Origin of the sequence: Pseudomonas brassicacearum (genome assembly GCF_003732265.1) — a bacterium.
GTDB classification, from domain to species: Bacteria; Pseudomonadota; Gammaproteobacteria; order Pseudomonadales; family Pseudomonadaceae; genus Aquipseudomonas; species Aquipseudomonas brassicacearum_D.
Genome location: NZ_MOBK01000013.1, coordinates 204,743 through 229,632 on the forward strand (window position 1 = coordinate 204,743; position 24,890 = coordinate 229,632).

Annotated in this window: 24 protein-coding genes; 9 read left to right on the forward strand and 15 right to left on the reverse strand. The window is 60.4% G+C overall.

The features are described from left to right. Window positions 1-82: 82 nt before the first annotated feature. Both BK660_RS27650 and BK660_RS27655 read left to right on the forward strand, forming a co-directional pair. Window positions 83-280, forward strand: a complete 198-nt coding sequence (locus BK660_RS27650; protein WP_054043979.1) for a cation transporter — start codon at window positions 83-85, stop codon at window positions 278-280. Between the two features lie 233 nt (window positions 281-513). After that, complete coding sequence (locus BK660_RS27655) at window positions 514-1,710, forward strand: multidrug effflux MFS transporter (protein ID WP_123436009.1); 1,197 nt, start codon at window positions 514-516, stop codon at window positions 1,708-1,710. A gap of 8 nt (window positions 1,711-1,718) precedes the next feature. Here BK660_RS27655 and BK660_RS32695 read toward each other — a convergent pair whose 3' ends face one another. From BK660_RS32695 to BK660_RS27665, 3 genes are all read right to left on the reverse strand, one after another. Then, window positions 1,719-1,892, reverse strand: coding sequence for a hypothetical protein (locus BK660_RS32695; RefSeq protein ID WP_172825920.1), 174 nt, complete (start codon window positions 1,890-1,892; stop codon window positions 1,719-1,721). 150 nt (window positions 1,893-2,042) lie between these two features. Further along, window positions 2,043-3,056: a zinc-binding alcohol dehydrogenase family protein gene (locus tag BK660_RS27660; protein ID WP_123436010.1), complete on the reverse strand. Its 1,014-nt coding sequence runs from the start codon at window positions 3,054-3,056 to the stop codon at window positions 2,043-2,045. 34 nt (window positions 3,057-3,090) lie between these two features. Beyond that, the gene (locus tag BK660_RS27665) at window positions 3,091-3,384 is read right to left on the reverse strand and encodes a putative quinol monooxygenase (RefSeq protein WP_027921853.1); all 294 of its coding nucleotides are present in this window, start codon (window positions 3,382-3,384) and stop codon (window positions 3,091-3,093) included. A 118-nt stretch (window positions 3,385-3,502) separates the two neighbouring features. Here BK660_RS27665 and BK660_RS27670 point away from each other — a divergent pair, with 118 nt between their 5' ends. The 3 genes from BK660_RS27670 (at window position 3,503) to BK660_RS27680 (ending at window position 7,001) form a co-directional block, all read left to right on the forward strand. Next, on the forward strand, window positions 3,503-4,432 hold the full coding sequence (locus BK660_RS27670; RefSeq protein WP_123436011.1) for a LysR family transcriptional regulator: 930 nt from the start codon (window positions 3,503-3,505) through the stop codon (window positions 4,430-4,432). A 316-nt stretch (window positions 4,433-4,748) separates the two neighbouring features. Further along, window positions 4,749-5,483, forward strand: a complete 735-nt coding sequence (locus BK660_RS27675; protein WP_123436012.1) for an ArsR/SmtB family transcription factor — start codon at window positions 4,749-4,751, stop codon at window positions 5,481-5,483. A gap of 135 nt (window positions 5,484-5,618) precedes the next feature. Then, window positions 5,619-7,001, forward strand: coding sequence for an MFS transporter (locus BK660_RS27680; RefSeq protein ID WP_123436013.1), 1,383 nt, complete (start codon window positions 5,619-5,621; stop codon window positions 6,999-7,001). A gap of 118 nt (window positions 7,002-7,119) precedes the next feature. Here BK660_RS27680 and BK660_RS27690 read toward each other — a convergent pair whose 3' ends face one another. From BK660_RS27690 to BK660_RS27700, 3 genes are all read right to left on the reverse strand, one after another. Next, complete coding sequence (locus BK660_RS27690; protein ID WP_123436014.1) at window positions 7,120-8,073, reverse strand: adenosine deaminase; 954 nt, start codon at window positions 8,071-8,073, stop codon at window positions 7,120-7,122. Window positions 8,074-8,155: 82 nt separating this feature from the next. Further along, window positions 8,156-9,121 carry an isopenicillin N synthase family dioxygenase gene (locus BK660_RS27695; RefSeq protein ID WP_123436015.1) on the reverse strand — a complete coding sequence of 322 codons (966 nt, stop codon included), beginning with the start codon at window positions 9,119-9,121 and terminating at the stop codon, window positions 8,156-8,158. Between the two features lie 142 nt (window positions 9,122-9,263). Further along, on the reverse strand, window positions 9,264-10,346 hold the full coding sequence (locus BK660_RS27700; RefSeq protein WP_123436016.1) for a BMP family ABC transporter substrate-binding protein: 1,083 nt from the start codon (window positions 10,344-10,346) through the stop codon (window positions 9,264-9,266). Window positions 10,347-10,644: 298 nt separating this feature from the next. On the opposite strand from BK660_RS27700, the gene BK660_RS27705 reads away from it, so the two are divergent. Beyond that, window positions 10,645-11,733, forward strand: coding sequence for a calcium:cation antiporter (locus tag BK660_RS27705; RefSeq protein WP_123436017.1), 1,089 nt, complete (start codon window positions 10,645-10,647; stop codon window positions 11,731-11,733). Window positions 11,734-11,858: 125 nt separating this feature from the next. Here the strand turns inward: BK660_RS27705 and BK660_RS27710 are convergent, their stop codons facing one another. The 3 genes from BK660_RS27710 to BK660_RS27720 form a co-directional block, all read right to left on the reverse strand. After that, window positions 11,859-13,217 (reverse strand): 8-oxoguanine deaminase, encoded by a 1,359-nt coding sequence (locus tag BK660_RS27710; protein WP_123436018.1) that lies wholly within the window; start codon window positions 13,215-13,217, stop codon window positions 11,859-11,861. Between the two features lie 272 nt (window positions 13,218-13,489). After that, window positions 13,490-14,176 carry an SDR family oxidoreductase gene (locus BK660_RS27715; RefSeq protein ID WP_123436019.1) on the reverse strand — a complete coding sequence of 229 codons (687 nt, stop codon included), beginning with the start codon at window positions 14,174-14,176 and terminating at the stop codon, window positions 13,490-13,492. Window positions 14,177-14,200: 24 nt separating this feature from the next. Further along, window positions 14,201-14,551 carry a MerR family transcriptional regulator gene (locus BK660_RS27720; RefSeq protein WP_123436020.1) on the reverse strand — a complete coding sequence of 117 codons (351 nt, stop codon included), beginning with the start codon at window positions 14,549-14,551 and terminating at the stop codon, window positions 14,201-14,203. Between the two features lie 82 nt (window positions 14,552-14,633). Between BK660_RS27720 and BK660_RS27725 the strand changes: the two genes are divergently transcribed. Then, on the forward strand, window positions 14,634-15,056 hold the full coding sequence (locus BK660_RS27725; RefSeq protein WP_123436021.1) for a hypothetical protein: 423 nt from the start codon (window positions 14,634-14,636) through the stop codon (window positions 15,054-15,056). A gap of 83 nt (window positions 15,057-15,139) precedes the next feature. Here BK660_RS27725 and BK660_RS27730 read toward each other — a convergent pair whose 3' ends face one another. From BK660_RS27730 to BK660_RS27755, 6 genes are all read right to left on the reverse strand, one after another. Next, window positions 15,140-16,066 (reverse strand): ABC transporter permease, encoded by a 927-nt coding sequence (locus tag BK660_RS27730; protein WP_123436022.1) that lies wholly within the window; start codon window positions 16,064-16,066, stop codon window positions 15,140-15,142. Next, window positions 16,066-17,169: an ABC transporter permease gene (locus tag BK660_RS27735; protein WP_123436023.1), complete on the reverse strand. Its 1,104-nt coding sequence runs from the start codon at window positions 17,167-17,169 to the stop codon at window positions 16,066-16,068. The genes BK660_RS27730 and BK660_RS27735 overlap by 1 nt, the downstream gene beginning before the upstream one ends. 11 nt (window positions 17,170-17,180) lie before the next feature. Beyond that, window positions 17,181-18,746 (reverse strand): ABC transporter ATP-binding protein, encoded by a 1,566-nt coding sequence (locus tag BK660_RS27740; RefSeq protein WP_123436024.1) that lies wholly within the window; start codon window positions 18,744-18,746, stop codon window positions 17,181-17,183. 532 nt (window positions 18,747-19,278) lie between these two features. Further along, on the reverse strand, window positions 19,279-19,860 hold the full coding sequence (locus BK660_RS27745; protein WP_123436025.1) for an IMPACT family protein: 582 nt from the start codon (window positions 19,858-19,860) through the stop codon (window positions 19,279-19,281). Window positions 19,861-19,867: 7 nt separating this feature from the next. Then, a complete protein-coding gene (locus BK660_RS27750; RefSeq protein WP_123436026.1) occupies window positions 19,868-20,518 on the reverse strand; it encodes a TetR/AcrR family transcriptional regulator in 651 nt (216 codons plus the stop codon). 95 nt (window positions 20,519-20,613) lie between these two features. After that, the gene (locus BK660_RS27755) at window positions 20,614-21,534 is read right to left on the reverse strand and encodes a LysR family transcriptional regulator (RefSeq protein ID WP_123436027.1); all 921 of its coding nucleotides are present in this window, start codon (window positions 21,532-21,534) and stop codon (window positions 20,614-20,616) included. A 123-nt stretch (window positions 21,535-21,657) separates the two neighbouring features. On the opposite strand from BK660_RS27755, the gene aptA reads away from it, so the two are divergent. Together aptA and BK660_RS27765 are read left to right on the forward strand one after the other, a co-directional pair. Then, window positions 21,658-23,007 carry an omega-aminotransferase AptA gene (aptA, locus tag BK660_RS27760; protein ID WP_123436028.1) on the forward strand — a complete coding sequence of 450 codons (1,350 nt, stop codon included), beginning with the start codon at window positions 21,658-21,660 and terminating at the stop codon, window positions 23,005-23,007. A 65-nt stretch (window positions 23,008-23,072) separates the two neighbouring features. Continuing rightward, the gene (locus BK660_RS27765; protein ID WP_123436029.1) at window positions 23,073-24,566 is read left to right on the forward strand and encodes a CoA-acylating methylmalonate-semialdehyde dehydrogenase; all 1,494 of its coding nucleotides are present in this window, start codon (window positions 23,073-23,075) and stop codon (window positions 24,564-24,566) included. The last annotated feature ends 324 nt before the right edge of the window (window positions 24,567-24,890 follow it).

The window sequence follows — 24,890 nt, forward strand, 5'->3', positions numbered from 1 at the left end:
GCCCGGCAGATTGTCGAAGAACTTGACCTTGCCATGGTGGCAAGCTCGAGACTGCTCGCAACCTCAATCAAGGAGCCACACCATGCAAGTGTTCAACGTTCAAGGCATGTCTTGCGGTCACTGTGTCAAAGCCATCACCCAGGCCCTGCAGGCCAAGGATCCGGCGGCCAGCGTACGGGTTGACCTGGCGGCCAAGGAAGTCGGGGTTGAGAGCGCGCTGACTACTGAGCAAGTGATCGCCGCGATCACTGAAGAAGGCTACGACGCCAAAGTCGCCTGACCCAATGCAATCCCCTGTAGGAGTGAGCCTGCTCGCGATGGCGGTGTGTCAGTCGACAACAATGCTGAATGACACACCGCTATCGCGAGCAGGCTCGCTCCCACATAGGTCTACCACACAGGATCTGCAATATTCAGTGGGTTTTTAATAGTTAGCGAGCTATCGGAATGTTCAAGGCGTTCATGCGCGGCTAGACTGTGGGGCCTGCCGACGCATGCTCAACTGGATGCCTGATGAATTTCCGTACCATTTTGATTCTTGGCGCCCTGACCGCTTTCGGTCCGCTGGCGATCGACTTCTATCTGCCTGCCTTCCCGGCGATGGCGCTGGCCTTTGGCACCGATGAAAAACACGTTCAACTGACCCTGGCGGCGTACTTCCTCGGTCTGTCGATTGGTCAATTGGCCTACGGCCCGGTGGCGGATCGTTTTGGGCGGCGTATCCCGTTGCTGACCGGGGTCGGTCTGTTCACCCTCGCTTCGCTGGCCTGCGCCTATGCGCCAAACCTCGAATGGCTGATCGGCGCGCGTTTTGTCCAGGCGTTGGGCGGTTGTGCGGGGATGGTGATTTCCCGCGCGGTGGTCAGCGATAAATGCGACGCCGTGGGCTCGGCGAAAGTTTATTCGCAACTGATGCTGGTCATGGGCCTGGCGCCGATTCTTGCGCCGATGCTCGGTGGCTTGCTGGTCAACACCACGGGTTGGCAGTCGATCTTCCTCGTGTTGTCCGGTTTCAGTGCCCTGGCCGCCTTGGCTGTGGCACTCGGGTTGCCGGAAAGTCTGCCCGCGCATATGCCGCGCCAGCCGTTGGCGGGGGCTTTGCGGCAGTACGGCCGCCTGTTGTCGGATCGGGTCTATCTCGGTCACGCCCTGACGGGTGGTATCGCCATCGCCGGGATGTTTTCCTACATCGCCGGATCTCCATTCGTGTTCATCAAACTCTATGGCGTACCGGCCGAGCATTTCGGCTGGCTGTTCGGCACCAACGCGGCGGGGTTCATTCTGGTGGCGCAAGTCAACGCGCGATTGCTGGCCAAGCGCGGTCCGGCATTCTTGCTGGTGCGTGCCGTGTGGGTTTACCTGACCGCCGGCCTGGCGCTGCTCGCCGTCAGTGCGCTCCACCCCGAACATTTGTGGCCGTTGCTGATCCCGCTGTTTATTTGCATCTCCAGCCTCGGTTGCATCCTGCCCAATGCGTCGGCGTGTGCCATGAACGGGCAGGGCGCCCGCGCTGGCAGTGCGTCGGCATTGCTCGGGTGCCTGCAGTTCACCGTCGCGGCCGGTGCGGCTGCGCTGGTCGGTGTTTTACACGATGGCAGCGCCGTGCCGATGGCGATGGTCATCAGCCTGTGCGGAGTGTTGGTGGTGAGCATGGCGATGCTCACCCGTCATTTGCAAAATGCCCGGGCGTTGGCGCAAGCCCAGGTTTGAGGACGGGTTCAGCCAGCAGCTCGCTGCTGTTGGCGACCGGGAATCTGGTGGGGAGCGTACAGGCGGGCTTCGAGGGTTCGGGTAAAGGCCAGTGCTTCGGCTTCACTGCGAAAGGTCACGGCATGCTGGTCCAGACGGACTTGCCACTGAGATTTAGCCACTTCTTTTATCAGGATCTTCATTGCTGATCTCTCCTCTCGTAAAAGTTGCTACTTAAAGATTGTGCCGCAGAGGTTTCGATTGTAGACCCGAATACGATCGCTATTGTGACAGACGTCAACCTTCGGACTGACGGTGTCGCCCATTGCCGGGCGACACTGTTTCATCATATTTCAGAAGCCTTCCAGCACAATCTTGCCCTTGGCTTTGCCGCTCTCCAGCAGCGCGTGTGCACGGCGCAGGTTGGCCGCATTGATGGTGCCGAAGTGCTCGCCGACCGTGGTTTTCAGTGTGCCGGCGTCGATCAGCCCGGCAACGCGGTTCAGCAGTTTGTGCTGCTCGATCATGTCCGCGGTTTCGAACAGCGAGCGGGTGTACATGAACTCCCAGTGCAGCGACAGGCTCTTGCGTTTGAGCTTGGTCACGTCCAGCGACTTGGGATCATCGATCAGCGCCAGTTTGCCTTGCGGCGCCAGCGCCTCGACCAATTGGTCCAGATGCTGATCAGTCTGGGTCAGGCTGGCGACATGGGTCACGGCGTCCACGCCGGCACGCTTGAGCTCTTCGCTCAGCGGTTGACTGTGATCAATCACCAGGTCTGCGCCCAGTTCACGTACCCAGTCCTGGGTGTGCGGGCGGGAGGCAGTGCCGATGACTTTGAGCCCGGTGAGCTGGCTGGCCAGTTGCGTGAGGATCGAACCCACGCCACCGGCCGCACCGACGATCAGCAGACTCTGGCCTTCATCGGTGTTGCCTTCGCGCACTTGCAGACGCTCAAAGAGCAATTCCCAAGCGGTGATGGCGGTCAGCGGCAGTGCGGCGGCTTCGGCGAAACCGAGGCTTTTCGGCATGTGGCCGACGATCCGCTCATCCACCACATGGCGTTCGCTGTTGCCACCGGCACGGGCGATGGAGCCCGCGTAAAAAACCTTGTCGCCGACCTTGAACAAGGTCACGTCGCTGCCGACGGACGTGACCACGCCGGCCACGTCCCAACCCAGTACCTTGGCCGCGCCTTCTTCGGGCTGGACGTTCTGGCGGACCTTGGTGTCCACCGGGTTGACCGAGATGGCTTTGACTTCCACAAGCAGGTCGCGCGGGCCGGCAACCGGTTCTGGCAGCTCGATGTCTTGCAGGGATTGTTCGTCACTGATTGGCAGCGAGGTGTAGTAGGCAATGGCTTTCATTTAAAGAATTCCCAAAAGGTAATAAAGAAAGGGATCAGGCCACGGTTCGCAGGCGCTTGAGGTCGAAGTGTTCGAGGAAGTCACCGGCCTTGGCGCGGAAATTCTGGATGTGGGCGCTGGCGTCATGCGCTTGCAGGGCTTCGTCGCTGCTCCACTGTTCGATCATGTAAAAGGCCAGGGGATTGGCGAGGTCCTGGTGCAGATCGTATTGGCCGCAACCGGCCTCGGCGCGGGTCGGTTCAAGCAGCGCGCGCAGGTGTTGTTCGAGGGCGTCTTGCTGGCCGGCTTTGGCGATGAGGGTGGCGATGGCGGTAAATGGCTGGGACATGGACGACTCCGGGAGCGTGATGAATTCGATGGCACAGATGATTGGCTATTTCGCCGCAAGATAAAATCCGCTAAAAGAGCAGTCTCTTTCAATATTTTTTTGATAATCGAGGCTGAAAATGCTGCGTTTCGATGACTTGCAGCTGTTCGTCCGCGCTGCCGACCTGGGGAGCCTGTCGGCGGCGGCGCGAGTGATGGACATGTCGGCTGCGGTGGCCAGCGCGGCGTTGAAGCGCATCGAGCAACAACTCGGCGCACGTTTGCTCGCGCGGTCCACCCGCAGCCTGCGCCTGACCGCCGAAGGCGAGGGCTTTCTGGAGTATGCCCGGGCGGCCCTGAGCAATCTGGATGAAGGGCGCCGCTTGCTGGCCAGCGGTCAGGACCAGGTCAGCGGGATTCTGCAGCTGTCCGCTCCGTCGGACTTTGGCCGCAACCTGCTGTTGCCGTGGCTGGACGAGTTTCAGCGCGAGCATCCGAAACTGACGGTGCGGTTGCTGCTGGGTGATCGCATCGCCGATTTGTTCCGCCAACCGGTCGACATCGCCCTGCGTTATGGCGAGCCGGAAGACTCAAGCCTGGTGGCGCTGCCCATCGCCCCACAGAACCGCCGCGTCCTGTGCGCCGCGCCGGGTTACCTGGCCAGACATGGCGAGCCCCGGCAACTGGAGCAATTGGCTCAGCACAATTGTTTGTTGTTCATGCTCGGCAGTCGGGTCCACGATCACTGGAGCTTTCATGACGGCAAGCGCGAAGTCGGCCTGACGGTCAGCGGTGATCGTTTCAGTGACGATGCTGATGTGGTGCGCCTGTGGGCGGTGGCCGGCGCCGGGATCGCTTACAAGTCCTGGCTCGATGTCGCCGCCGATGTGCTCGCCGGACGGTTGAAAGTGTTGATGCCGGAACTGCTCTGTGAGCGCGCACCGCTGAATTTGCTGTGCGCCCATCGCGCACAATTGAGTAAGCCTGTGAACCTGCTACGGGAAATGCTTGCCAGTCGATGCGCTGATTTGGGCCGGCAATTCCCGACGATATCGGGCAATGATCATTAGTCGCAGGCAAATAGCGAAATTTCTGTCAGCAACTATCAGCACCCACGGTTTCCCAAGGGCAGGAACCGGCGGTCAACCCGCTTATACTAGCGCCCGCCTCATGTACGCACCGTCGATCTCGCGATGGCGAGTCCGCGTTACAGTCGGCTGGCACTCCGTTCAAGTTCCCGACCTTCGCCCTGGCTGCGGAGCAATGGCTTGGGTGAGCGGGGGACTTTGCCCGGCTAATGGCGGTTTCCGCGTCTTGGCCGACGACACATTACTGGTCAAGATGTCTCTGAGCAGCAGACGAAACGATTCAACAGGGAGTGAATACATGGAACATGCACCTTGCATCAGCCAGATCGCCACGTTACTGGCTGACCCAAAGCGCAGCGCAATGATGTGGGCCTTGATGGACGGCGCGGCGCGGCATACCGAAGAGCTGGCGTTGTTGGCCGGCCTGTCACCCTCTTCGGCCAGCGCGCACCTGGGGCGATTGTCCGCAGGCGGTCTGTTGAAAGTTGACGTTCGCGGGCGAAAGCGGTTTTTCCGCCTGGCCGCCCCCGAAGTCGGCGCGGCCATCGAAGCACTGGCCAGCGCAACGCTGGCCAGTACGCCGCGGGAAGTCCCTGAAGTGTTCAAACGCCCCAATCCCATCGCCAAACCTCAGACGGCGCCTTCATCGCTGCTGCGGGCGCGACTGTGCGACGACCATTTGGGCGGCACCCTGGCCGCCGACCTTTACCAGCGATTGCTGGATGCGGGCTGGATCGAACAGGTCGATCAGCGGGTCCTGATTACCCACAAAGGCTCCACGCAACTGGCGACACGCGGCGTGTTCATCCAGGCGCTGGCCCATCGCAACAGTCGAGTGGCCTGCGCCTGCCCGGACTGGAGCGAAAGACGCCCGCACATGGGCGGTTCACTGGGGGCGGCGCTGTTGCAGCTGTTCATGCAATCGGGCTGGTTGAGCCTGCCCAACGAATCCCGCGCCTTGCAGGTCACCGCCACAGGGCAGCGTGAAATCCATCGTTTCGCCAAGGAAACCGAGCTGGAAATGGCGCTTTAGAGGGTCCTGCTGCCGACGTCTGCCGCCAGCGGGTTCAGGCGTCGTTCAGAGCTGTGGACAGGTCGTATCCAGCAAAATCCGCCAGACGCTATCGCGCACACTCGATCCAGGGACTTTCGGATGGGGGGATGTGGCATGGAAACACGAGGCTTCAGCGCGGCAGAACGATTGGAACGTCTGCCCATCAGCGGTTATCACCGGATCATTTTCATCATCATTGCCCTGGCGTTTTTCTTCGACTCCATGGACCTGGCGATGATGACCTTCCTGCTCGGCTCGATCAAAACCGAGTTTGGCCTGAGTTCGGCGCAGGCCGGGTTGCTGGCCAGTTCGAGCTTCTTCGGCATGGTGCTGGGCGCATCACTGTCGGGCATGCTGGCCGATCGCTTTGGTCGCAAGCCGGTGTTCCAGTGGAGCATCGTGCTGTGGGGCATCGCCAGTTACCTGTGTTCCACGGCGCAGAGCGTTGAGTCGCTGACTTTGTTCCGAATCCTCCTGGGCATCGGCATGGGCATGGAGTTTCCGATTGCCCAGTCGATGCTGTCCGAGCTGATCCCGGCCAAGGGGCGTGGACGCTACATCGCATTGATGGACGGTTTCTGGCCGCTGGGTTTTGTCGCGGCCGGGGTGCTGTCCTATTTTCTGTTGCCGGTGATCGGCTGGCGGGACATCTTCCTCGTTCTGGCGGTGCCGGCGGTGTTTGTGCTGGCGATCCGTTTTTTCATTCCCGAGTCACCACGCTGGCTGGAACAGGCCGGGCATCATGCGGCGGCCGACACGGTGCTGCGACGGATCGAACAGCGTGTGCGTGTGTCGCTGGGGCGTGCGGACTTGCCTGAGCCGATTCGCCTGCCGCACGTGGCGACGACGCCAGGTAACTTCTTTTCGGCGTTGCGGCAGATCTGGTCGCCGCAGTATCGCCAGCGCACGATGATGATCTGGAGCGTCTGGTTCTTTGCCTTGCTGGGTTTTTACGGCCTTACATCCTGGCTCAGCGCCTTGCTGCAGCAGTCGGGTTTTGCCGTGACTCAGTCGGTGTATTACACGGTGCTGATTTCCCTCGGCGGGATTCCCGGTTTCCTCATGGCGGCCTGGCTGGTGGAGCGTTGGGGGCGTAAGCCGGTGTGCGTCGTGACCTTGCTCGGCGGCGGGGTGATGGCGTTTCTTTATGGGCAAAGCGCGGTGTTTGGCGGCAATGTCAGCCTGTTGATTGCCTCGGGGCTGTTGATGCAGTTCTTCCTGTTCGGCATGTGGGCGGTGCTCTACACCTACACGCCGGAGTTGTACCCCACGTCGGCACGCGCCACGGGCTCGGGCTTTGCCTCGGCGATTGGCCGGGTAGGGTCGTTGCTGGGTCCATTGGTGACGGGGCTGGTGTTTCCGGTGACCGGGCAGGGCGGGGTCTTCGCGTTGGGGGCGATGTGTTTTGCGATTGCGGCGGGGGTGGTGTGGGTGTTCGGGATGGAGACGCGAGGGAAGACGCTGGAGGAGTTGACTGAGGCAGTGATCGTCAACTGATCACAATCCTTGTAGGAGTGAGCCTGCTCGCGATAGCGGTGTGTCAGTCGACATTTAAGTGTCTGACACACCGCTATCGCGAGCAGGCTCACTCCTACAAGGGGTTATGCGGTGTGGCTTACGGTTTGACCAGTCTGGCATCCAGGCTGTTCTGCGCCAGGCGCTTGGCCTGATCCTGGGTCATGCCCAGATCGGTGTACAGCGCATGGAAGTTCTCGGTCACGTAGCCGCCGAAGTACGCCGGGTCATCCGAGTTCACGGTGACTTTCACGCCACGCTCAAGCATGTCGAGGATGTTGTGCTGGGACATGTGATCGAACACGCAGAGCTTGGTGTTTGACAACGGGCACACGGTCAGCGGGATCTGCTCGTCGATGATCCGCTGCATCAAACGCTCGTCTTCGATGGCGCGCACGCCATGGTCGATGCGCTGGATTTTCAGCAGGTCGAGGGCTTCCCAGATGTACTCGGGCGGGCCTTCTTCACCAGCGTGGGCCACGGTCAGGAAGCCTTCGTGACGGGCACGGTCAAACACACGCTGGAACTTGCTCGGCGGGTGGCCCATCTCGGAACTGTCCAGGCCCACGGCGACAAATGCGTCGCGGAACGGCAGCGCCTGATCGAGGGTTTTCTGCGCTTCGTCTTCGCTCAAATGGCGCAGGAAGCTGAGGATCAAACCGCTGGTGATGCCCAGTTGCTGCTCGCCATCCTTGAGGGCCGCGGCGATGCCGTTGAGCACCACTTCGAACGGTACGCCACGGTCGGTATGGGTTTGCGGGTCGAAGAACGGTTCGGTGTGAATCACGTTCTGCGCCTTGCAACGCAACAGGTACGCCCAGGTCAGGTCGTAGAAATCCTGCGAGGTGCGCAACACGTCGGCGCCCTGGTAATACAGGTCGAGGAATTCTTGCAGGTTGTTGAAGGCGTACGCTTTGCGCAGGGTGTCGACGTCGCTCCACGGCAGGGCGATCTTGTTGCGTTCGGCCAGGGCGAACAGCAGCTCAGGCTCCAGCGAGCCTTCGAGGTGCAAATGCAGTTCTGCCTTGGGCAGGGCGTTCAGCCAGTCGTACATGGTCTTTTCTCATCAGGTGCAGATGGCGAGCATTCTACAGATGCTCGGAGAAACATTTAGCAAAACCTGACCAGCCGGTTGATTACACCGCCTCCGGTTCCCGTCGATAGGCGTAGGTATCGGCGAAGCGCGAGAGCAGGAATTCGGCGCAAGTGGTGGCCGGGTATTTCGCCGGGTGCAGGTCATCCTGACAACCGGGCAGGCATTCGATGCGGGTGTCGGGGTGCGGCTCGGCAAAGAACGGCATCGAATAACGGTCCACCCCCAACGGGCTGATCACCCGATGCGGCGTCGACAGGTAACGATCGTTGCTCCAGCGCGCCATCATGTCGCCGAGGTTGACCACGAACGTGCCCTCAATCGGTGGCGCGTCGATCCATTCGCCTTTCACATTGCGCACTTGCAAGCCACCGGCGGCGTCCTGATACAGCAGGGTGATGCAACCGTAATCGGTGTGAGCGCCGGCGCCTTGTTGTTCGGCGGAGCTGGCGGTGTGGCGCGGCGGGTAGTGAATCATGCGCAGTACGCTGACCGGTTCGTTGAAACGGCTGTCGAAAAAATCCCGCTCGATGCCCAGGGCCAACGTCATCGCACGCAACAGGGTTTGGGCGAGGGTCTGCATGTCGACGTAGTGTTGCTCCATCAGCGCTTCCCAGCCGGGCAGCGAGGGATGGCGGTTTGGGCCGCGCAACGGTTTTTCTGCGAGGACTTCGGGGTGATCTGCCGGCAGGTGCAGGCCCATGTCGAAGGTTTCCTTGAGATCGCTGGGCTTGCTCGGGTCGAGTTGTTCGGTGGCGATGGCACCGTAGCCGCGGTGGTGGCGGGTTTGGGTGATGTCGATCTTGAGCTTTTCGGCGGTGGGTTGGGCGAAGAAGCGTTGGGCGTGAACGAGTACGGCGGCGATGCGTTGCGCGGAAATAGGGTGGCCCTTGATGTAGAAGAAACCCCATTCGCGGCAGGCGTGGTCGATCTCTGCAGCGACGGACTGCCAGGCGGCTTGGTCATCGCTGTAGAGCGGGGCGATGTCGATGATCGGGAGTTGGTTCATGCGCAATTCTCAAGAACGCTGAAAATCCATTGTAGGAGTGAGCCTGCTCGCGATAGCGGGTGTCACTCGACATTGATAGCGTCTGACACTCCGCTATCGCGAGCAGGCTCACTCCTACAGGGTTTTGTGTTGGGTTGAAGGATTACTTCGGAATCTCGGCCTTCATGCCTTCAACGTAGTAGTTCATCGATGCCAGCTGCGCATTGCTCGCCGTCGCCCCTGCGGCAATTTTCTCTGCGCCGGCCTGATCCTTGATCGGCCCGGTGAACGGGTGCAGTGCGCCGCTCTTGATGTCGGCAATGATCTGTTCGGCTTCGGCTTTCACCGGTGCCGGCACCACGTCACTGATCGGCAACTCAACCGTGCCTTCCTTCAAGCCACCCCAGTAATCCTGGGATTTCCAGTCGTGGTCGAGCACGCTTTGGGTCGCCTGAACGTAATGCGGGCCCCAGTCGTTGACGATGGACGTCAGCACCGCTTTCGGCCCGAAATGCGCCATGTCCGAAGCGTAGCCGACGGCGTACACACCGCGACGTTCAGCCGCCTGGATCGGCGCCGGGCTGTCGGTGTGCTGGAACACCACGTCCACGCCCTGGTCGATCAGCGCGTTGGCGGCGTCGGCTTCCTTGCCCGGATCGAACCACGAGTTGACCCACACCACTTTGATCTCGGTGCCGGGGTTGTACTTGTTCAGGGCCAGTTGAATGGCGTTGATGTCGCGGATCACTTCGGGAATCGGGAAGGACGCGACATAGCCGATTTTCTTGGTCTTGGTCATCTTCGCCGCGAGGAAACCGCCGACGTAGCGACCTTCATAGGTTCGCGCCAGATAGGTGCCGAGGTTCTTGTCCTGCTTGTAGCCGGTGGCGTGTTCGAAGGTCACCTTGGGAAATTGCTTGGCGACTTTCAGGGTCGGGTTCATGTAGCCGAATGAGGTGGTGAAGATCAGGTCGTAGTTGTCCTTGGCCATGTTGCGGATCACCCGCTCGGCGTCGGCGCCTTCCGCGACGTTCTCCACATAGTTGGTGGTGATCTGCGAACCGAATTTTTCGGCCAGCACCTTGCGCCCCTGTTCATGCTGATACGTCCAGCCGTGGTCACCGATCGGACCGATATAGACGAAGCCGACTTTCAGCGGGTCGGCGGCACTGGCGGTCAGGCTGGCGCTTAGACCAATGGCGGCGACGACGGCGCAAAGCAGCTTCTTCAGCGGACGTTTATGCATGAATTCCAACTCCATTTTGTTTTGAGGTTGGAAAGGCCAATGCAAATTACTGACCAACAAGACAACAAACAGCCCGCAACCGAGTCGCGGCCTTCGCGAGCAAGCCCGCTCCCACAGGGGACCGCGATCTAATGTGGGAGCGGGCTTGCTCGCGAAGGGGCCCGCAAGGCCAATAAAAGTGCATGGCCGGGCACAGCTGCCATCCACTGGTGCGCTAAGGTGTAACGAAACGTTAGCGCTGCACCGCAGTCAGTAGCTCATCACTCTGCTTTCGCTCCACTGCGCAAAAAGGCCCGCAATGTTCACACACCTCAAGCAAGAAACATTTCTGCTGCTGGCCGTGCTCGCCGCCGTCGTCGCGTACCCGCTGGAGCACTGGATGCTCCACAGCGGCCAACCGGTCGCGCTGGGCGCCGGGTTGGTGTTGATTGGGTTCATTGTCGTCGCCTCCATGCGCGTCGCCCATCACGCCGAGCTGTTGGCGGAAAAAGTCGGCGACCCCTACGGCACGATGATCCTGACGCTGGCCGCGGTGCTGGTGGAAGTGGTGATCCTGGCGATCATGATGAGCAACGAAGCCTCGTCGACTTTGGTGCGCGACACGATTTACTCGGCCGTCATGCTCGACATCAACGGCATCCTCGGCCTCGCCGCATTGATGGGCGGGCTCAAGCACGGCGAGCAGTCCTACAACGATGATTCGGCGCGCAGCTACAGCGTGATGATCCTCACGGCCATGGGCGTGTCGATGGTGGTGCCGGAGTTCATTCCCGAGGCCAACTGGAAGCTGTATTCGGGCTTCACCATCGGTGCGATGGTCGTGCTTTATGCGTTGTTCCTGCGGATGCAGGTCGGGCCGCACAGTTACTTTTTCAGCTACAGCTACCCGGAAAAACGCCGCCGGAAAGTCCCGGAAGAGGAACCTGAACCGGTCAATGTGGCGCTGAGTATCGGCACGTTGGTGTTTGGCGTGATGGTGATTGGTGCGCTGGCTGAAGTGATGTCCAAGACCCTCGATCTGGGGCTGGAAGGGACGGGCGCTCCGCCGGTGATTACGGCGATTCTGGTGGCGGCCATTTCGGCGGCGCCGGAGATTCTGACGGCATTGCGCGCGGCACTGGCCAATCGTATGCAGTCGGTGGTCAACATCGCGATGGGTGCGTCGCTATCGACGGTGATCCTGACGGTGCCGGTGATGGAGGCGATGGCGCTGTATACCGGTCAGCCATTTCAGATGGCGATGACGCCGGTGCAGACGGTGATGATCTTCCTGACGCTGATCGTCAGCGCGATCAACCTCAACGACGGGGAAACCAACGCCATCGAAGGCATGACCCACTTTGTGCTGTTCGCGACATTCATCATGTTGTCGCTGCTGGGTCTCTGACCACACCACAAATCCCCTGTAGGAGTGAGCCTGCTCGCGATAGCGTTGTGTCAGACACTATCAATGTCGACTGACACTCCGTCATCGCGAGCAGGCTCACTCCTACAGTTTTGACCTGTGTTGTGTCAGGTCCCGGCAATCAGTTGGCGAGCGGCCTGGCTGTGATCGGCAATCAATCCTTTGAGGTCCAACCCTTCAACCTGCCCATCAATCACCCGCCACTTGCCGCCAACCATCACCCGATCCGCCCGATCCGCGCCGCACAGCAGCAGCGCCGACACCGGATCGTGGCTGCCGGAGAAGCGCAGCTCATCGAGTTTGAACAACGCCAGATCCGCCTGCTTGCCAACCGCCAGTTCACCGATATCGGCACGCCCCAGCAAGCTCGCCGAACCCTTGGTCGCCCAGCCCAGCACCAACTCCGGTGTGATCTTCTCCGCGCCATAACGCAGGCGCTGGATGTACAGCGCCTGGCGGGTTTCGAGCATCATGTTCGACGCATCGTTGGACGCCGAACCGTCCACGCCCAGCCCGAGCAATGCGCCCGCCGCCGTCAGGTCCAGCGTCGGGCAGATGCCGGAAGCGAGGCGCATGTTCGAGCTTGGGCAATGGCAAATACCCGTGCCGGCAGCGCCGAGGCGGGCGATTTCGTCCGGGTTGAAGTGGATGCCGTGGGCCAGCCAAGTACGTGGGCCGAGCCAGCCGACGCTGTCCAGATAATCCACGGTGCGCAGGCCGAAACGTTGCAGGCAGAAATCTTCTTCGTCGAGGGTTTCGGCCAGGTGGGTGTGCAGGCGCACGTCGAGTTTGTTTGCCATTTCAGCACTGGCGGACATGATTTCCGGAGTCACCGAGAACGGCGAGCACGGCGCGAGGGCGATCTGGATTTGCGCACCGTCACCGCGTTCGTGGTACTCGGCGATCAAGCGCTGGCTGTCGTCGAGGATGACTTGGCCTTCCTGCACGGTCTGCTGCGGTGGCAGGCCACCGTCCTTCTCGCCGAGGCTCATGGAACCGCGCGTGAGCATGGCGCGCATGCCCAGTTCGCGAACGCTTTCGACTTGCACGTCGATCGCGTTTTCCAGGCCTTCGGGAAACAGGTAATGGTGATCGGCGGCGGTGGTGCAGCCGGACAGCAGCAACTCGGCCAGCGCGACTTTAGTGGCGAGGGCGAGTTTTTCCGGGGTGAGGCGGGCCCAGACCGGGTACAGGGTTTTCAGCCACGGGAACAACGGCTGATTGACCACCGGCGCCCAGGCACGGGTCAGGGTTTGATAGAAGTGGTGATGGGTGTTGATCAGCCCCGGCAGGATCACATGCTCGCGGGCATCGAACACTTGTCCACAGGGCGCGGACGGTTGCTGGCCGGCGGCGAGCACTTCGACGATCACACCGTCTTGCACAACCAGACCGCCACGGGCATCGAGGCCATTGGCAGTGAAGATCGCGAGGGGATTTTTTAACCAGGTACGGGATGCGGGCATGTTGGCCGGCTCCTCTGAAAGTTGGGTTCAGGGTTGCCAGCTCAGTGATTACCCTGTCTGCTGATCCAGGATCGCCGCGGGGGCGAGGTGCGGAGTTTCGGACAAAACGTAGCGCCGGGCAAGCCCGACCCGACCAGACAACACAAATCCCTGTGTGGAATGATCCTTTGTAGGAGTGAGCCTGCTCGCGATGAGGCCGTGTCAGTCACATCGATGTTGAATGACACACCGCCATCGCGAGCAGGCTCACTCCTACATAGGGATTGTGGGGGTTACCAGGGAATGGTTTCACCTCGGTAATTCACGAAGTGATGCCCGCCCTTGCCGGTGTAGGCATTCACCTGATCAAGCAGCCCACGGGTGCTGGTCTCCACATCAATGTCCGCACCCTCACCGCCCATGTCGGTTTTCACCCAGCCCGGATGCAGCGACAGCACGGTGAGTTTCTGCTCGCCCAGTTGCGTCACAAAGCTGTTGGTCATTGAGTTCAGTGCAGCCTTGCTCGCCTTGTACAGCGCCAGTTCCGGCGCGTCCGGCATGGTCACGCTGCCGAGCACTGAACTCATGAACGCCAGCACGCCGCTGTCCGGGCGAATCTGCCCGACAAAATGCTGGGCCAGGTTGATCGGGGCCACGGCGTTGGTGAAAAACAACTGGCCCACCTCGGCCAGCGTCGCACCGCCCGGTGTTTGAACGTCCGGGCCCTTGACCCCGGCATTCACGAACAGCAGGTCAAACACTTCGCCTTTGAGTTGTTGGCTGAGGGCGACCACCGCAGACTGATCGTCCATGTCGAGTTTCTCGATCCGTACGTTGCCCACGGCCCGCAGGGCGTCGGCGTTTAGCGGGTTACGCACGGTGGCAGTGACTTGCCAGCCGTCGGCCAGCAGGGTTTTCACCAGGCCGAGGCCCAGGCCACGGGAGGCTCCGATGATGAGCGCGGTTTTTGCCTTGGACATGAGTGGCTTCCTTAAAAAAGAGGTTCACGGATTCAGTGGACAGCGTTGCCCGAGCCGTTGTTGCAACTCGTGACGCAACGCGCCGAGTTCATCCATCCGGGTTTCGATCAGTTTGAGTTTGTCTTGCAGCAGTTGCGTGACGGCACTGTCCGGGTCTGGGGACTGCCAGATTGCCGCGACACTGTTGCCGATCTCGCCGAGGGTAAAACCGAGCCGTTGGGCGGTCTTGATGTACTGCACCAGTTGCACCATGTCTGACGGGTAGTCGCGATAACCATTGGCGCTGCGTTGCGCCGCGATCAATCCGCGTTGCTCGTAAAACCGCAGCGTATCGCGGCTGACGGCGCTGGCCTGGGCTAATTCACCGATGCGCATGTTGACGTCTCGAGAGGGCTTGACCCTGGAGCATACTCCAGGCTTTAGCCTTGTTGCTTCTCGAATGTATGGAGCAACGCCGATGTGGACTTCAGCGCAATATCGCCGGTTGGTGCGGGGCAGTGCCTGGTATGACTTGATCGTGACGGCGGCATTTGTCACGCCATGGAGTTTTGCGGTTTTGCATGGAGGGTTGACGGGGGTAAGCCAGGCCTTTGATTTACCTGGAGCGCTGCCGGCATTTGAGCCGATGCACATGCTGATGGCGAACCTGTTGGGGTCGATTGTGTGCGTTTGGGCGGTGCTGCGGATTCGGGATCCGCAGCAGGTGTTTGGGCGGTATGACGCGGTTGGCAGGTTTCTGTTTGCGGCTTGGCAGCTGTATGCCTTGCTGCATGGGGCCAGTTCGCTGTTGGTGGTTTTCTTAGCCTTTGAATTGGCGTGGGGCGTGGCTCAAGTGTTGCCTGTTGGGGCCTCTTCGCGAGCAAGCCCGCTCCCACAGTAGATTTATGCCGGTCACAGGAAATGGGGTTGACTCGGTCAAATGTGGGAGCGGGCTTGCTCGCGAAGGGGCCGGCCTGGTCCCCTTTAATGCCCGCTCTGCCACGGCTGCCCCAACGACACCGGCGCATACAACCGGGTCCGCACGGCATCTCGCGACAACAACACCAACACCACAATCGTCGCGACATACGGCAACATCGCCAGCAGGCTCGACGGAATCGCCAGCCCCAACCCCTGCGCCACCAAATGCAGGATGCTGGCGAGCCCGAACAGGTACGCGCCCAGCAGCAAACGCCACACCCGCCAACTGGCAAACACCACCAGCGCCAGCGCAATCCAGCCGCGCCCGGCGCTCATGTTCTCCGCCCACATCGGCGTGTACGCCAGGGACAAATACGCCCCGGCCAACCCGGCCATCGCACCGCCAAACAACACCGCCAGCGTGCGCACACCCAGCACCGGCAAACCCATCGCGCTGGCGGCGTCCGGGTTTTCCCCGACCGCTTGAATGATCAACCCGACGCGGCTTTTCAGAATCACCCACGCCACCAACGCAAACAGCGCGAATGACAGGTACACCAACAGATCCTGGGCAAACAGCATCCGCCCGATCAGCGGGATCTCGCTCAAGTAAGGGATCGCCACTGGCTCGAACCCGGCCAGCGGTTTACCAACCCACGCCGCCCCCACAAACGTCGACAACCCAACGCCGAAGATCGTCAGCGCTAACCCGGTGGCCACCTGATTGGCGTTGAACACCAACGCCACCAAGGCAAACAGCGACGACAACAACATCCCGGCGAGCATCGCCAGCAACACACCGAGCCACAGGTTGCCGCTGTTCAGCGCGACGATAAAACCGATCACCGCACCAAACAGCATCATCCCTTCCTGACCGAGGTTGAGCACGCCGCTTTTCTCGCAGATCAATTCCCCCAGCGCCACCAGCAGCAACGGCGTGCCGCAACGCACCATCGCGTAGAAAATATTGCTCAGCAGATCGATATCCATCACAGCGCTCCTGCAGGTACGGTGGCTGGCGCACGGCGAGCCCAGCGCACGTTCAAACGGGGTCGGTAGAGAATCAACACGTCGCTGGCCAGCAGGAAAAACAGCATCATTCCCTGGAACAATTGGGTGATGGCTTGCGGCAGGTTCATGCTCATCTGCGCGCTCTCGCCGCCGATGTACAGCAGCGCCATCAGCAGGCTGGAAAACAGAATGCCGATGGGATTGAGTCGCCCGAGAAACGCCACGGTGATCGCCGCGTAGCCATAGCCCGGCGAGACCTGCGGCACCAATTGGCCGATCGGCCCGGTCACCTCACACACGCCGGCCAGCCCCGCCAAACCGCCGCTGATCAACAGCGCCAGCCAGATCAGGCGCTTCTCGCGAAACCCGACGAAACCCGCTGCGCGCTTGTCCAGCCCCAGCACTTTGATCTGGAAACCAATAAAGCTTTTCTGCAACAACACCCACACAGCGACCAACGCCAGCAAGGCGAAATACACCCCGGCATGAACCCGGCCATCCTCCATCAGCAATGGCAATCGGCTGAAGTCACTGAACATCGCCGACTCCGGAAAATTGAACCCGGCCGGGTCCTTAAGCGGCCCATGGACACAGAACAGCAGCAGGTTCAGGGCGATGTAATTGAGCATGATGCTGGTGAGTATTTCGTTGGCATTGAAGCGCGTGCGCAACCACGCGGTCAGTCCGGCCCACGCCGCGCCGGCCAGGGTGCCGACCAGCAGAATCAACACCAGTGCCCAGCGACTTTGCAGGTCGATGATGTTCACCGCCAAGGCACTTCCGGCCAGCGCGCCGAGCAGCAATTGACCTTCGGCGCCGATGTTCCAGATGCGCGCCTGATAGGCCACGGCCAGCCCCAACGCACAGAGCAAAATCGGCAACGCTTTGACCAACAGTTCCGAGACGCCATACCAGTCGCTGATCGGCGCGATCAACAAGGTGTGCAAGGTCAGCAACGGATCGTGGCCCAGCGCGATAAACAGTAATGAGCCACAGCCCAGCGTCAGCGCCGCCGCGAGCAACGGCGAGCACCAGAGCATCAGGCGCGATTGCTGGCCACGGGGTTCGAGAGAAAGCAGCATGGAAAACTCCGTTAAGCCGTTGCGGGTGCAGGTGAGTGAGAGGCGTCGAACTGGCCGGCCATCCAGCCGCCGACGTCGATCAAGCGTGTGTCGACGGTCGCTTTGAGTGGCGACAGGCGACCGCCGCACAACGCGCCGAGGCGGTCGCTGATCTGGAACAATTCGTCGAGGTCTTCGGAGATCACCAGGATCGCCGCGCCGGCATCGCGCAAGGCAATCAGCGCTCGGTGAATGGTCGCCGCAGCGCCGACGTCCACGCCCCAGGTCGGGTGTGCGGCGATCAGCAGTCTGGGTTGCTGGAGGATTTCCCGGCCGAGGATGAATTTCTGCAAATTGCCGCCGGACAGGCTGCGGGCCGGTGTCTGGGCATCGGGCGTCTTGACCCCGAAACGATGGATGATCTCTTCGGCCAACGCTTCGACCTTGCGGCGCTGGATCAAGCCATGGCTGACCAGTCCTTGCTGGAACGCCGTGAGCAGCGCGTTGTCGGCGAGGCTCAGTTCTGGCACTGCGCCGTGACCCAGCCGTTCAGCGGGGACGAAGGCCAGGCCGAGTTCGCGTCGTGCATCGGGTCGCAGGTGGGCGACCGCTTGCCCGGCGAAACTGATCGTTGCGCCGTCGTTTTGGCTCAGCCGTTCTTCGCCGCTGAGTAACGCCAGCAATTCATCCTGACCATTCCCAGCGACCCCGGCGATGCCGACGATTTCACCACTGCGCACCTCAAGATCAACGTCCTTTAGCGAGCAACCGAACGGATCGGGATTGAGCCAGGACAACTGGTTCACGCTGAGATACGAAGCAGCGCCCACCACCTTCGGATAGTCCGTAATCGTCTCGGCCGCTTCGCCGACCATCAGCCGCGCCAATTGCCGGTCCGAGCATTCGGCCGGCTGGCAATGCCCAGCCACTCGACCACCGCGCAACACGGTGGCGCTGTGGCACAGCGCCCGGACTTCACCGAGCTTGTGGCTGATGAACAGAATGCTGCAGCCCTCGGCCGCGAGCCGGCGCAAGGTGATGAACAGTTCTTCGGCTTCTTGCGGGGTCAGTACCGAGGTTGGTTCATCGAGGATCAACAGGCGGATGTCCTGCATCAGGCAACGAATGATTTCCACCCGTTGCCGCTCGCCAATCGACAGGCTGTGGACAAGTCGCTCCGGCTCCAGCGCCATGCCATAACGGCGGGACACTTCACGAATCTTCGGTTCAAGCTGTTTCGGTGTGCCGGCCGCTGCGCCCATCGCCAGGGCAATGTTCTGTGCCACGCTCAATGTCTCGAACAGCGAGAAATGCTGGAACACCATGCCGATCCCAAGACCCCGGGCCTGGGAAGGGTTGCGTATGTTCACGCGTTGCCCTTGCCAGGTCATCTCCCCGGAATCGGCCTGGGTGACGCCGTAGATGATCTTCATCAGCGTACTTTTGCCGGCACCGTTTTCCCCGAGCAGGGCATGGATTTCGCCAGGCGCAATGGTCAGGTCGATGGCGTCGTTGGCCAGGCATCCGGGATAGCGTTTGCTGATGTGGCGCAATTGCAGACGGGGCGTTTGATCGGGGATCGGCACGGGGTTGGGCATGACTGACTCGGGTCGATGGGCGTGATGCCTGTGGATAAAGCAATTTCCTGGCCATTGGGTCAGGAAAGCTGAAAATCCGCGCAACCACAGGCCTCAAGGACAATGCGTTGCGATCTATCGACGCCGAATCAAGCACCACTTGAGGGCGAAGCCGTTGATCAGGCTCCAGTTTTGCTCGCAGGCAACTGGTTAAAAAATGAACAGTAGCCCGCAAGCCATGCCGGACATGGGGCCGCGACGACCATGAACGGGTTATCCACAGATTGCTCCACAGTATTTGTGCGCAAGCTCAAACGACGGGCATAAGCACTGTGCGGCTATCTTCTAAAGGTGATAACCCGCGCTAACTGTTTGTTTTTACGTGAAATTAACGTTAGCGGTGGCGAATTGGACGAAAAATGAACAAAGCCCGCAAACCCGCATGACAGAAGGGTTACAGGCACATGTGCTCAGGTTATCCACAGCCGGGTGCACAGTAGATGTGGGCAAAATCCCGACGTCGACGGAATAAGGGTGAACGTTGTTGGTGCGCTCAGTGCTGCAACACGATGCGTCCGCGACTCAAGTCCGCCAGCTGCGTTTGCAGGGCAGGGATCTGCGCTTTTCCCATCGCTAATTGCAGTTCAACGCCGTTGGCGGTGAACGTTTCTTCCACGACCAGTCCGCCCATTTCCGTCACACGAAGTTTCACCAGCGCCAGTTCACTGAAGGCGCAAGCGCAACTGACCGGCACCCGACTGATCAGCTCAACCTTGGGTGCCGCTTGCAGGCACTTGTTGGCACCGCCGCCATACGCCCGTGCGAGGCCGCCGGTGCCCAATTGAATGCCGCCGTACCAACGAATCACCAGCACCGCGACCTGGTCGCAGTCCTGCGCTTCGATCGCTGCCAGAATCGGCCGGCCTGCGGTGCCGCCGGGTTCGCCATCATCGTTGCTGCGGTACTGGTCGCCGAGTTTCCACGCCCAGCAATTGTGCGAGGCATTGAGGTCGCTGTGCTGTTCGAGGAACGCCTGGGCGTCAGCCGGGCTTGAGATCGGCGCGGCGAAGGTGATGAAGCGACTTTTGCGAATCTCTTCGCGGTATTCGCAAAAGGCGCTGAGGGTAAAAGGCATAAGTTTCTTAAATAGATGGGATCAGGCCGCAGCCTTTGAGAATGATGCGGATCAGGTTGTTGCCGGCTTCTTCCATGTCTTGCTTGGTCAGCTTGGTGCGGCCACTGACTCGGCAGATCTGAGTCGCGAAGTCGGCGTAATGCTGAGTGCTGCCCCATAACAGGAAGATCAGGTTGACCGGGTCGACCGGGTCCATTTTGCCGGCGTCGATCCACGCCTGGAACACCGCTGCCCGGCCCTGGAACCAGGCGCGGTAGTCCTGGTTGAAATACTCGGTCAGGCATTCGCCGCCACTGATCACTTCCATGGCGAAGACTCGCGAGGCTTGAGGCTGGCGCCGGGAGAATTCCATTTTTGCGCGGATGTAGCGGGTCAATGCCTCGGCCGGATCATCCTCGGCCGTCAGGGTATTGAAGGTGCTGTCCCACAACTCGATGATGTTGCTCAGCACCGCCACGTACAAACCGAGTTTGTTGGTGAAGTAGTAATGCAGGTTCGCCTTGGGCAACCCGGCATTCTGGGCAATCGTGTTCATGCTGGTGCCTTTGAACCCGTGACGGGCAAACTCGTCTTCGGCGGCTTTGATGATGGTCTCTTCGTTCTTCTGACGAATGCGGCTGGCAGGTTTACCGCCGTGAGCTGGGACTTCAAAGGTCATAGGCACTTCCAGACAAGTAGGTGGGTGCAACCAGTGCGTTGATAGCGCACCCTTGGGCTTCAGACAAGTCCCGGGGCACAGGTTTCTTTGGTTGTTCAGCGCGTCGCGGCGAGGCTCTCCAGGAAGCTTTCCAGCACCAGATGCGGGCGACGGCCCTTGCGCGTGACCGATGCCAGGCTCAGGTCATAGAAACGCGCCTTCGGTTTCAGTGCACGCAAGCGACCTTGTTGCACCCAGAGGCTGGCGTAATGATCCGGCAGATAGCCGATGTAACGGCCGGTCAGAATCAGGAACGCCATGCCTTCACGGTCCGAAGCACTGGCGGTGCAGTTGAGTGCCTGGTAATGGGCCTGGATGTCCGCTGGCAGTCGGAAGGTCGGCGCGATTGCGTCCTGGCTATTGAGGCGATCATCGTCGAGTTGTTTGTCGTCGACATAAAACAGCGGATGCCCAACCGCGCAATACAACAGCGAACGTTCGCTATACAGCGGCTGATATTCCAGTCCCGACAGCGCGCTGGCCTGGGGCACGACGCCGACGTGCAAGCGCCCGTCGAGCACGCCTTGTTCCACTTCGTTGGGCGCGATCATGCGGATCTGAATCTGCACGTCGGGGCCGCGCTCCTTCAATTGTGCCAAGGCGTGGGTGATGCGCATGTGGGGGAGGGTGACGAGGTTGTCGGTCAGGCCGATGGTCAATTCGCCGCGCAAGTGTTGGTGCAGGCCATTGACCTCGGTGCGGAAACTTTCCAGCGCACTTAATAGCTGCAAGGCCGATTGGTACACCTCGCGACCTTCTTCGGTCAGGGAGAACCCGGCGCGCCCGCGTTGGCATAACCGCAAGCCCAGGCGTTGTTCCAGATCGCTCATTTGCTGACTGATCGCCGAGCGACCGATCCCCAGCACGCTTTCCGCCGCCGAGAAGCCGCCGCACTCGACCACGCTGCGAAAGATCCGTAACAAGCGGATATCAAAGTCGCTGACTTGCGCCAGTGGATCGGGACGACGCGTGCTCATAGTTTAGTAGCAGCCTGACTGAACGTTAGAAAAGTTGGATTTCACAGACTTTATCCCCGTGGCAATTTAGCTGCAAGAACGCTTTTGATCTCTATGCCGCTTATTGCCTGCGAGGTTTTGCCCATGAACTTGCCTGAAAACGCCCCGTCTTCCCTGGCCAGCCAGCTCAAGCTTGATGCTCACTGGATGCCCTATACCGCGAACCGTAACTTCCAGCGCGACCCGCGTCTGATCGTTGCGGCGCAAGGCAGCTGGCTGACCGACGACAAGGGCCGCAAAGTTTATGACTCGCTGTCCGGTCTGTGGACCTGCGGCGCCGGGCACACTCGCAAGGAAATTCAGGAAGCGGTTGCCAAGCAACTGGGCACGCTCGACTACTCGCCAGGCTTCCAGTACGGCCATCCGCTGTCGTTCCAATTGGCCGAGAAAATCACCGACCTGACCCCGGGCAACCTGAATCACGTGTTCTTCACCGACTCGGGTTCCGAGTGTGCTGACACTGCGGTGAAAATGGTCCGCGCTTACTGGCGCCTGAAAGGTCAGGCGACCAAAACCAAAATGATCGGCCGTGCTCGCGGTTACCACGGCGTGAACATCGCCGGCACCAGCCTCGGCGGTGTGAACGGCAACCGTAAAATGTTCGGTCAGGCGATGATGGACGTTGATCACCTGCCGCACACGCTGCTGGCGAGCAATGCCTACTCTCGCGGCATGCCGCAGCTGGGTGGTATCGCTTTGGCCGATGAGCTGCTGAAGTTGATCGAGCTGCACGACGCATCGAACATCGCCGCGGTATTCGTTGAGCCGATGGCCGGTTCCGCTGGCGTTCTGGTTCCGCCACAGGGTTACCTCAAGCGTCTGCGCGAGATCTGCGATCAGCACAACATCCTGTTGGTGTTCGACGAAGTGATCACCGGTTTCGGCCGTACCGGCAAAATGTTCGGTGCCGACACGTTCGGCGTGACCCCGGACCTGATGTGCATCGCCAAGCAAGTCACCAACGGCGCGATCCCGATGGGCGCGGTGATTGCCAGCTCCGAGATCTACCAGACCTTCATGAACCAGGCGACGCCTGAGTACGCGGTGGAATTCCCGCACGGCTACACCTACTCCGCGCACCCGGTGGCGTGCGCCGCTGGCCTGGCAGCACTCGACCTGCTGCAAAAGGAAAACCTGGTGCAGAGCGTGGCCGAGGTGGCGCCGCATTTCGAAAATGCGCTGCACGGTCTGAAAGGTTCGAAGAACATCATCGACATTCGTAACTTCGGCCTGGCCGGTGCGATTCAGATCGCGCCGCGTGATGGCGACGCGATCGTGCGTCCATTCGAAGCGGGTATGGCGCTGTGGAAAGCCGGGTTCTATGTGCGCTTCGGCGGCGACACCCTGCAGTTCGGCCCAACTTTCAACAGCAAGCCGCAAGACCTTGATCGTCTGTTCGACGCGGTCGGCGAAGTGCTGAACAAGATCGACTGATTTTCTCTTCTATATAGAGGCGTCCTTTTACGGGGCGCCTGTGGACAACTTTTCAGGAGCGTTACATGAGCCTTATCCCGCATTTGATCAATGGCGAACTGGTGACCGAAGACGGTCGCACGGCTGACGTGTTCAACCCGTCCACCGGCCAGGCGATCCACAAGCTGCCATTGGCCAGCCGCGAAACCATTCAAAAAGCCATCGACTCGGCCAAGGCCGCATTCCCTGCCTGGCGCAACACGCCACCGGCCAAACGTGCCCAGGTGATGTTTCGATTCAAGCAACTGCTGGAACAGAACGAAGCACGCATTGCTCAGTTGATCAGCGAAGAGCACGGCAAGACCCTGGAAGATGCGGCGGGCGAATTGAAGCGCGGTATCGAGAACGTCGAGTTCGCGTGCGCAGCGCCAGAAATCCTCAAGGGTGAATACAGCCGTAATGTCGGCCCGAACATTGATGCCTGGTCGGACTTCCAGCCGTTGGGCGTGGTGGCCGGTATTACCCCGTTCAACTTCCCGGCGATGGTGCCACTGTGGATGTATCCGCTGGCGATCGTCTGCGGCAACTGCTTTATCCTCAAGCCGTCCGAGCGCGATCCGAGCTCTACGCTGTTGATCGCTCAACTGTTGCTGGAAGCCGGTTTGCCTAAAGGCGTGCTGAACGTCGTGCACGGTGACAAGGCTGCGGTGGACGCGCTGATCGAAGCGCCGGAAGTCAAAGCGCTGAGCTTTGTCGGTTCGACGCCGATTGCCGAATACATCTACGCCGAAGGCACCAAGCGCGGCAAACGCGTCCAGGCATTGGGCGGCGCGAAGAACCATGCGGTGCTGATGCCGGATGCGGATCTGGATAACGCGGTCAGCGCACTGATGGGCGCGGCCTACGGTTCTTGCGGCGAGCGTTGCATGGCGATCTCGGTGGCTGTGTGCGTCGGTGACCAGGTGGCGGATGCGCTGGTGGAAAAACTGGTGCCGCAGATCAAGGCGCTGAAAATCGGCGCGGGGACTACGTGTGGCCTGGACATGGGGCCACTGGTCACCGGTCAGGCGCGCGACAAGGTCAGCGGGTATGTCGAAGACGGCGTTTCTTCCGGCGCGACCCTGGTGGTCGACGGTCGGGGTCTGAGCGTGGCCGGCCATGAGGAAGGTTTCTTCCTGGGTGGCTGCCTGTTCGATAACGTCACGCCAGAGATGCGCATCTATAAAGAAGAAATCTTCGGGCCAGTGCTGTGCGTCGTTCGGGTGAACAGCCTGGAAGAGGCGATGCAGCTGATCAACGATCACGAGTATGGCAACGGCACCTGCATCTTCACCCGTGACGGTGAAGCGGCGCGATTGTTCTGCGATGAGATCGAGGTGGGCATGGTTGGCGTTAACGTACCGTTGCCAGTGCCAGTGGCCTATCACAGCTTCGGTGGCTGGAAGCGTTCGCTGTTTGGCGACCTGCATGCGTATGGCCCGGACGGTGTGCGTTTCTACACTCGCCGCAAAGCCATCACCCAGCGCTGGCCGCAACGTGCGAGCCATGAAGCGTCGCAATTCGCATTCCCTAGCTTGTAAGTAGAGGGGAAGAAGGCCGGCCCCTTGGGGCCGGCCTTTGTGTTTACGAGGGTTTTTGACTCATATGACAGAATTGTGAAATTAAAGGTTGACGGCAGATTCTGGATGTCTATAATTCGCCCCACTTCCGGCGCAGTCGAAACGGAAAACTCCTTGGTAAACAAAGAGTTACGCAGTTTTCGACAGTGAGCGGCTTCAGGTCATCGAAGCCCGAAAGGGAGTTGAAAAAGAGGTGTTGACAGCAGCGTGTAACGCTGTAGGATTCGCCTCCCGCTACCGAGTGATCGGAAGCGCAAGTGGTTGAAGTTGTTAAAGATTTCCAAG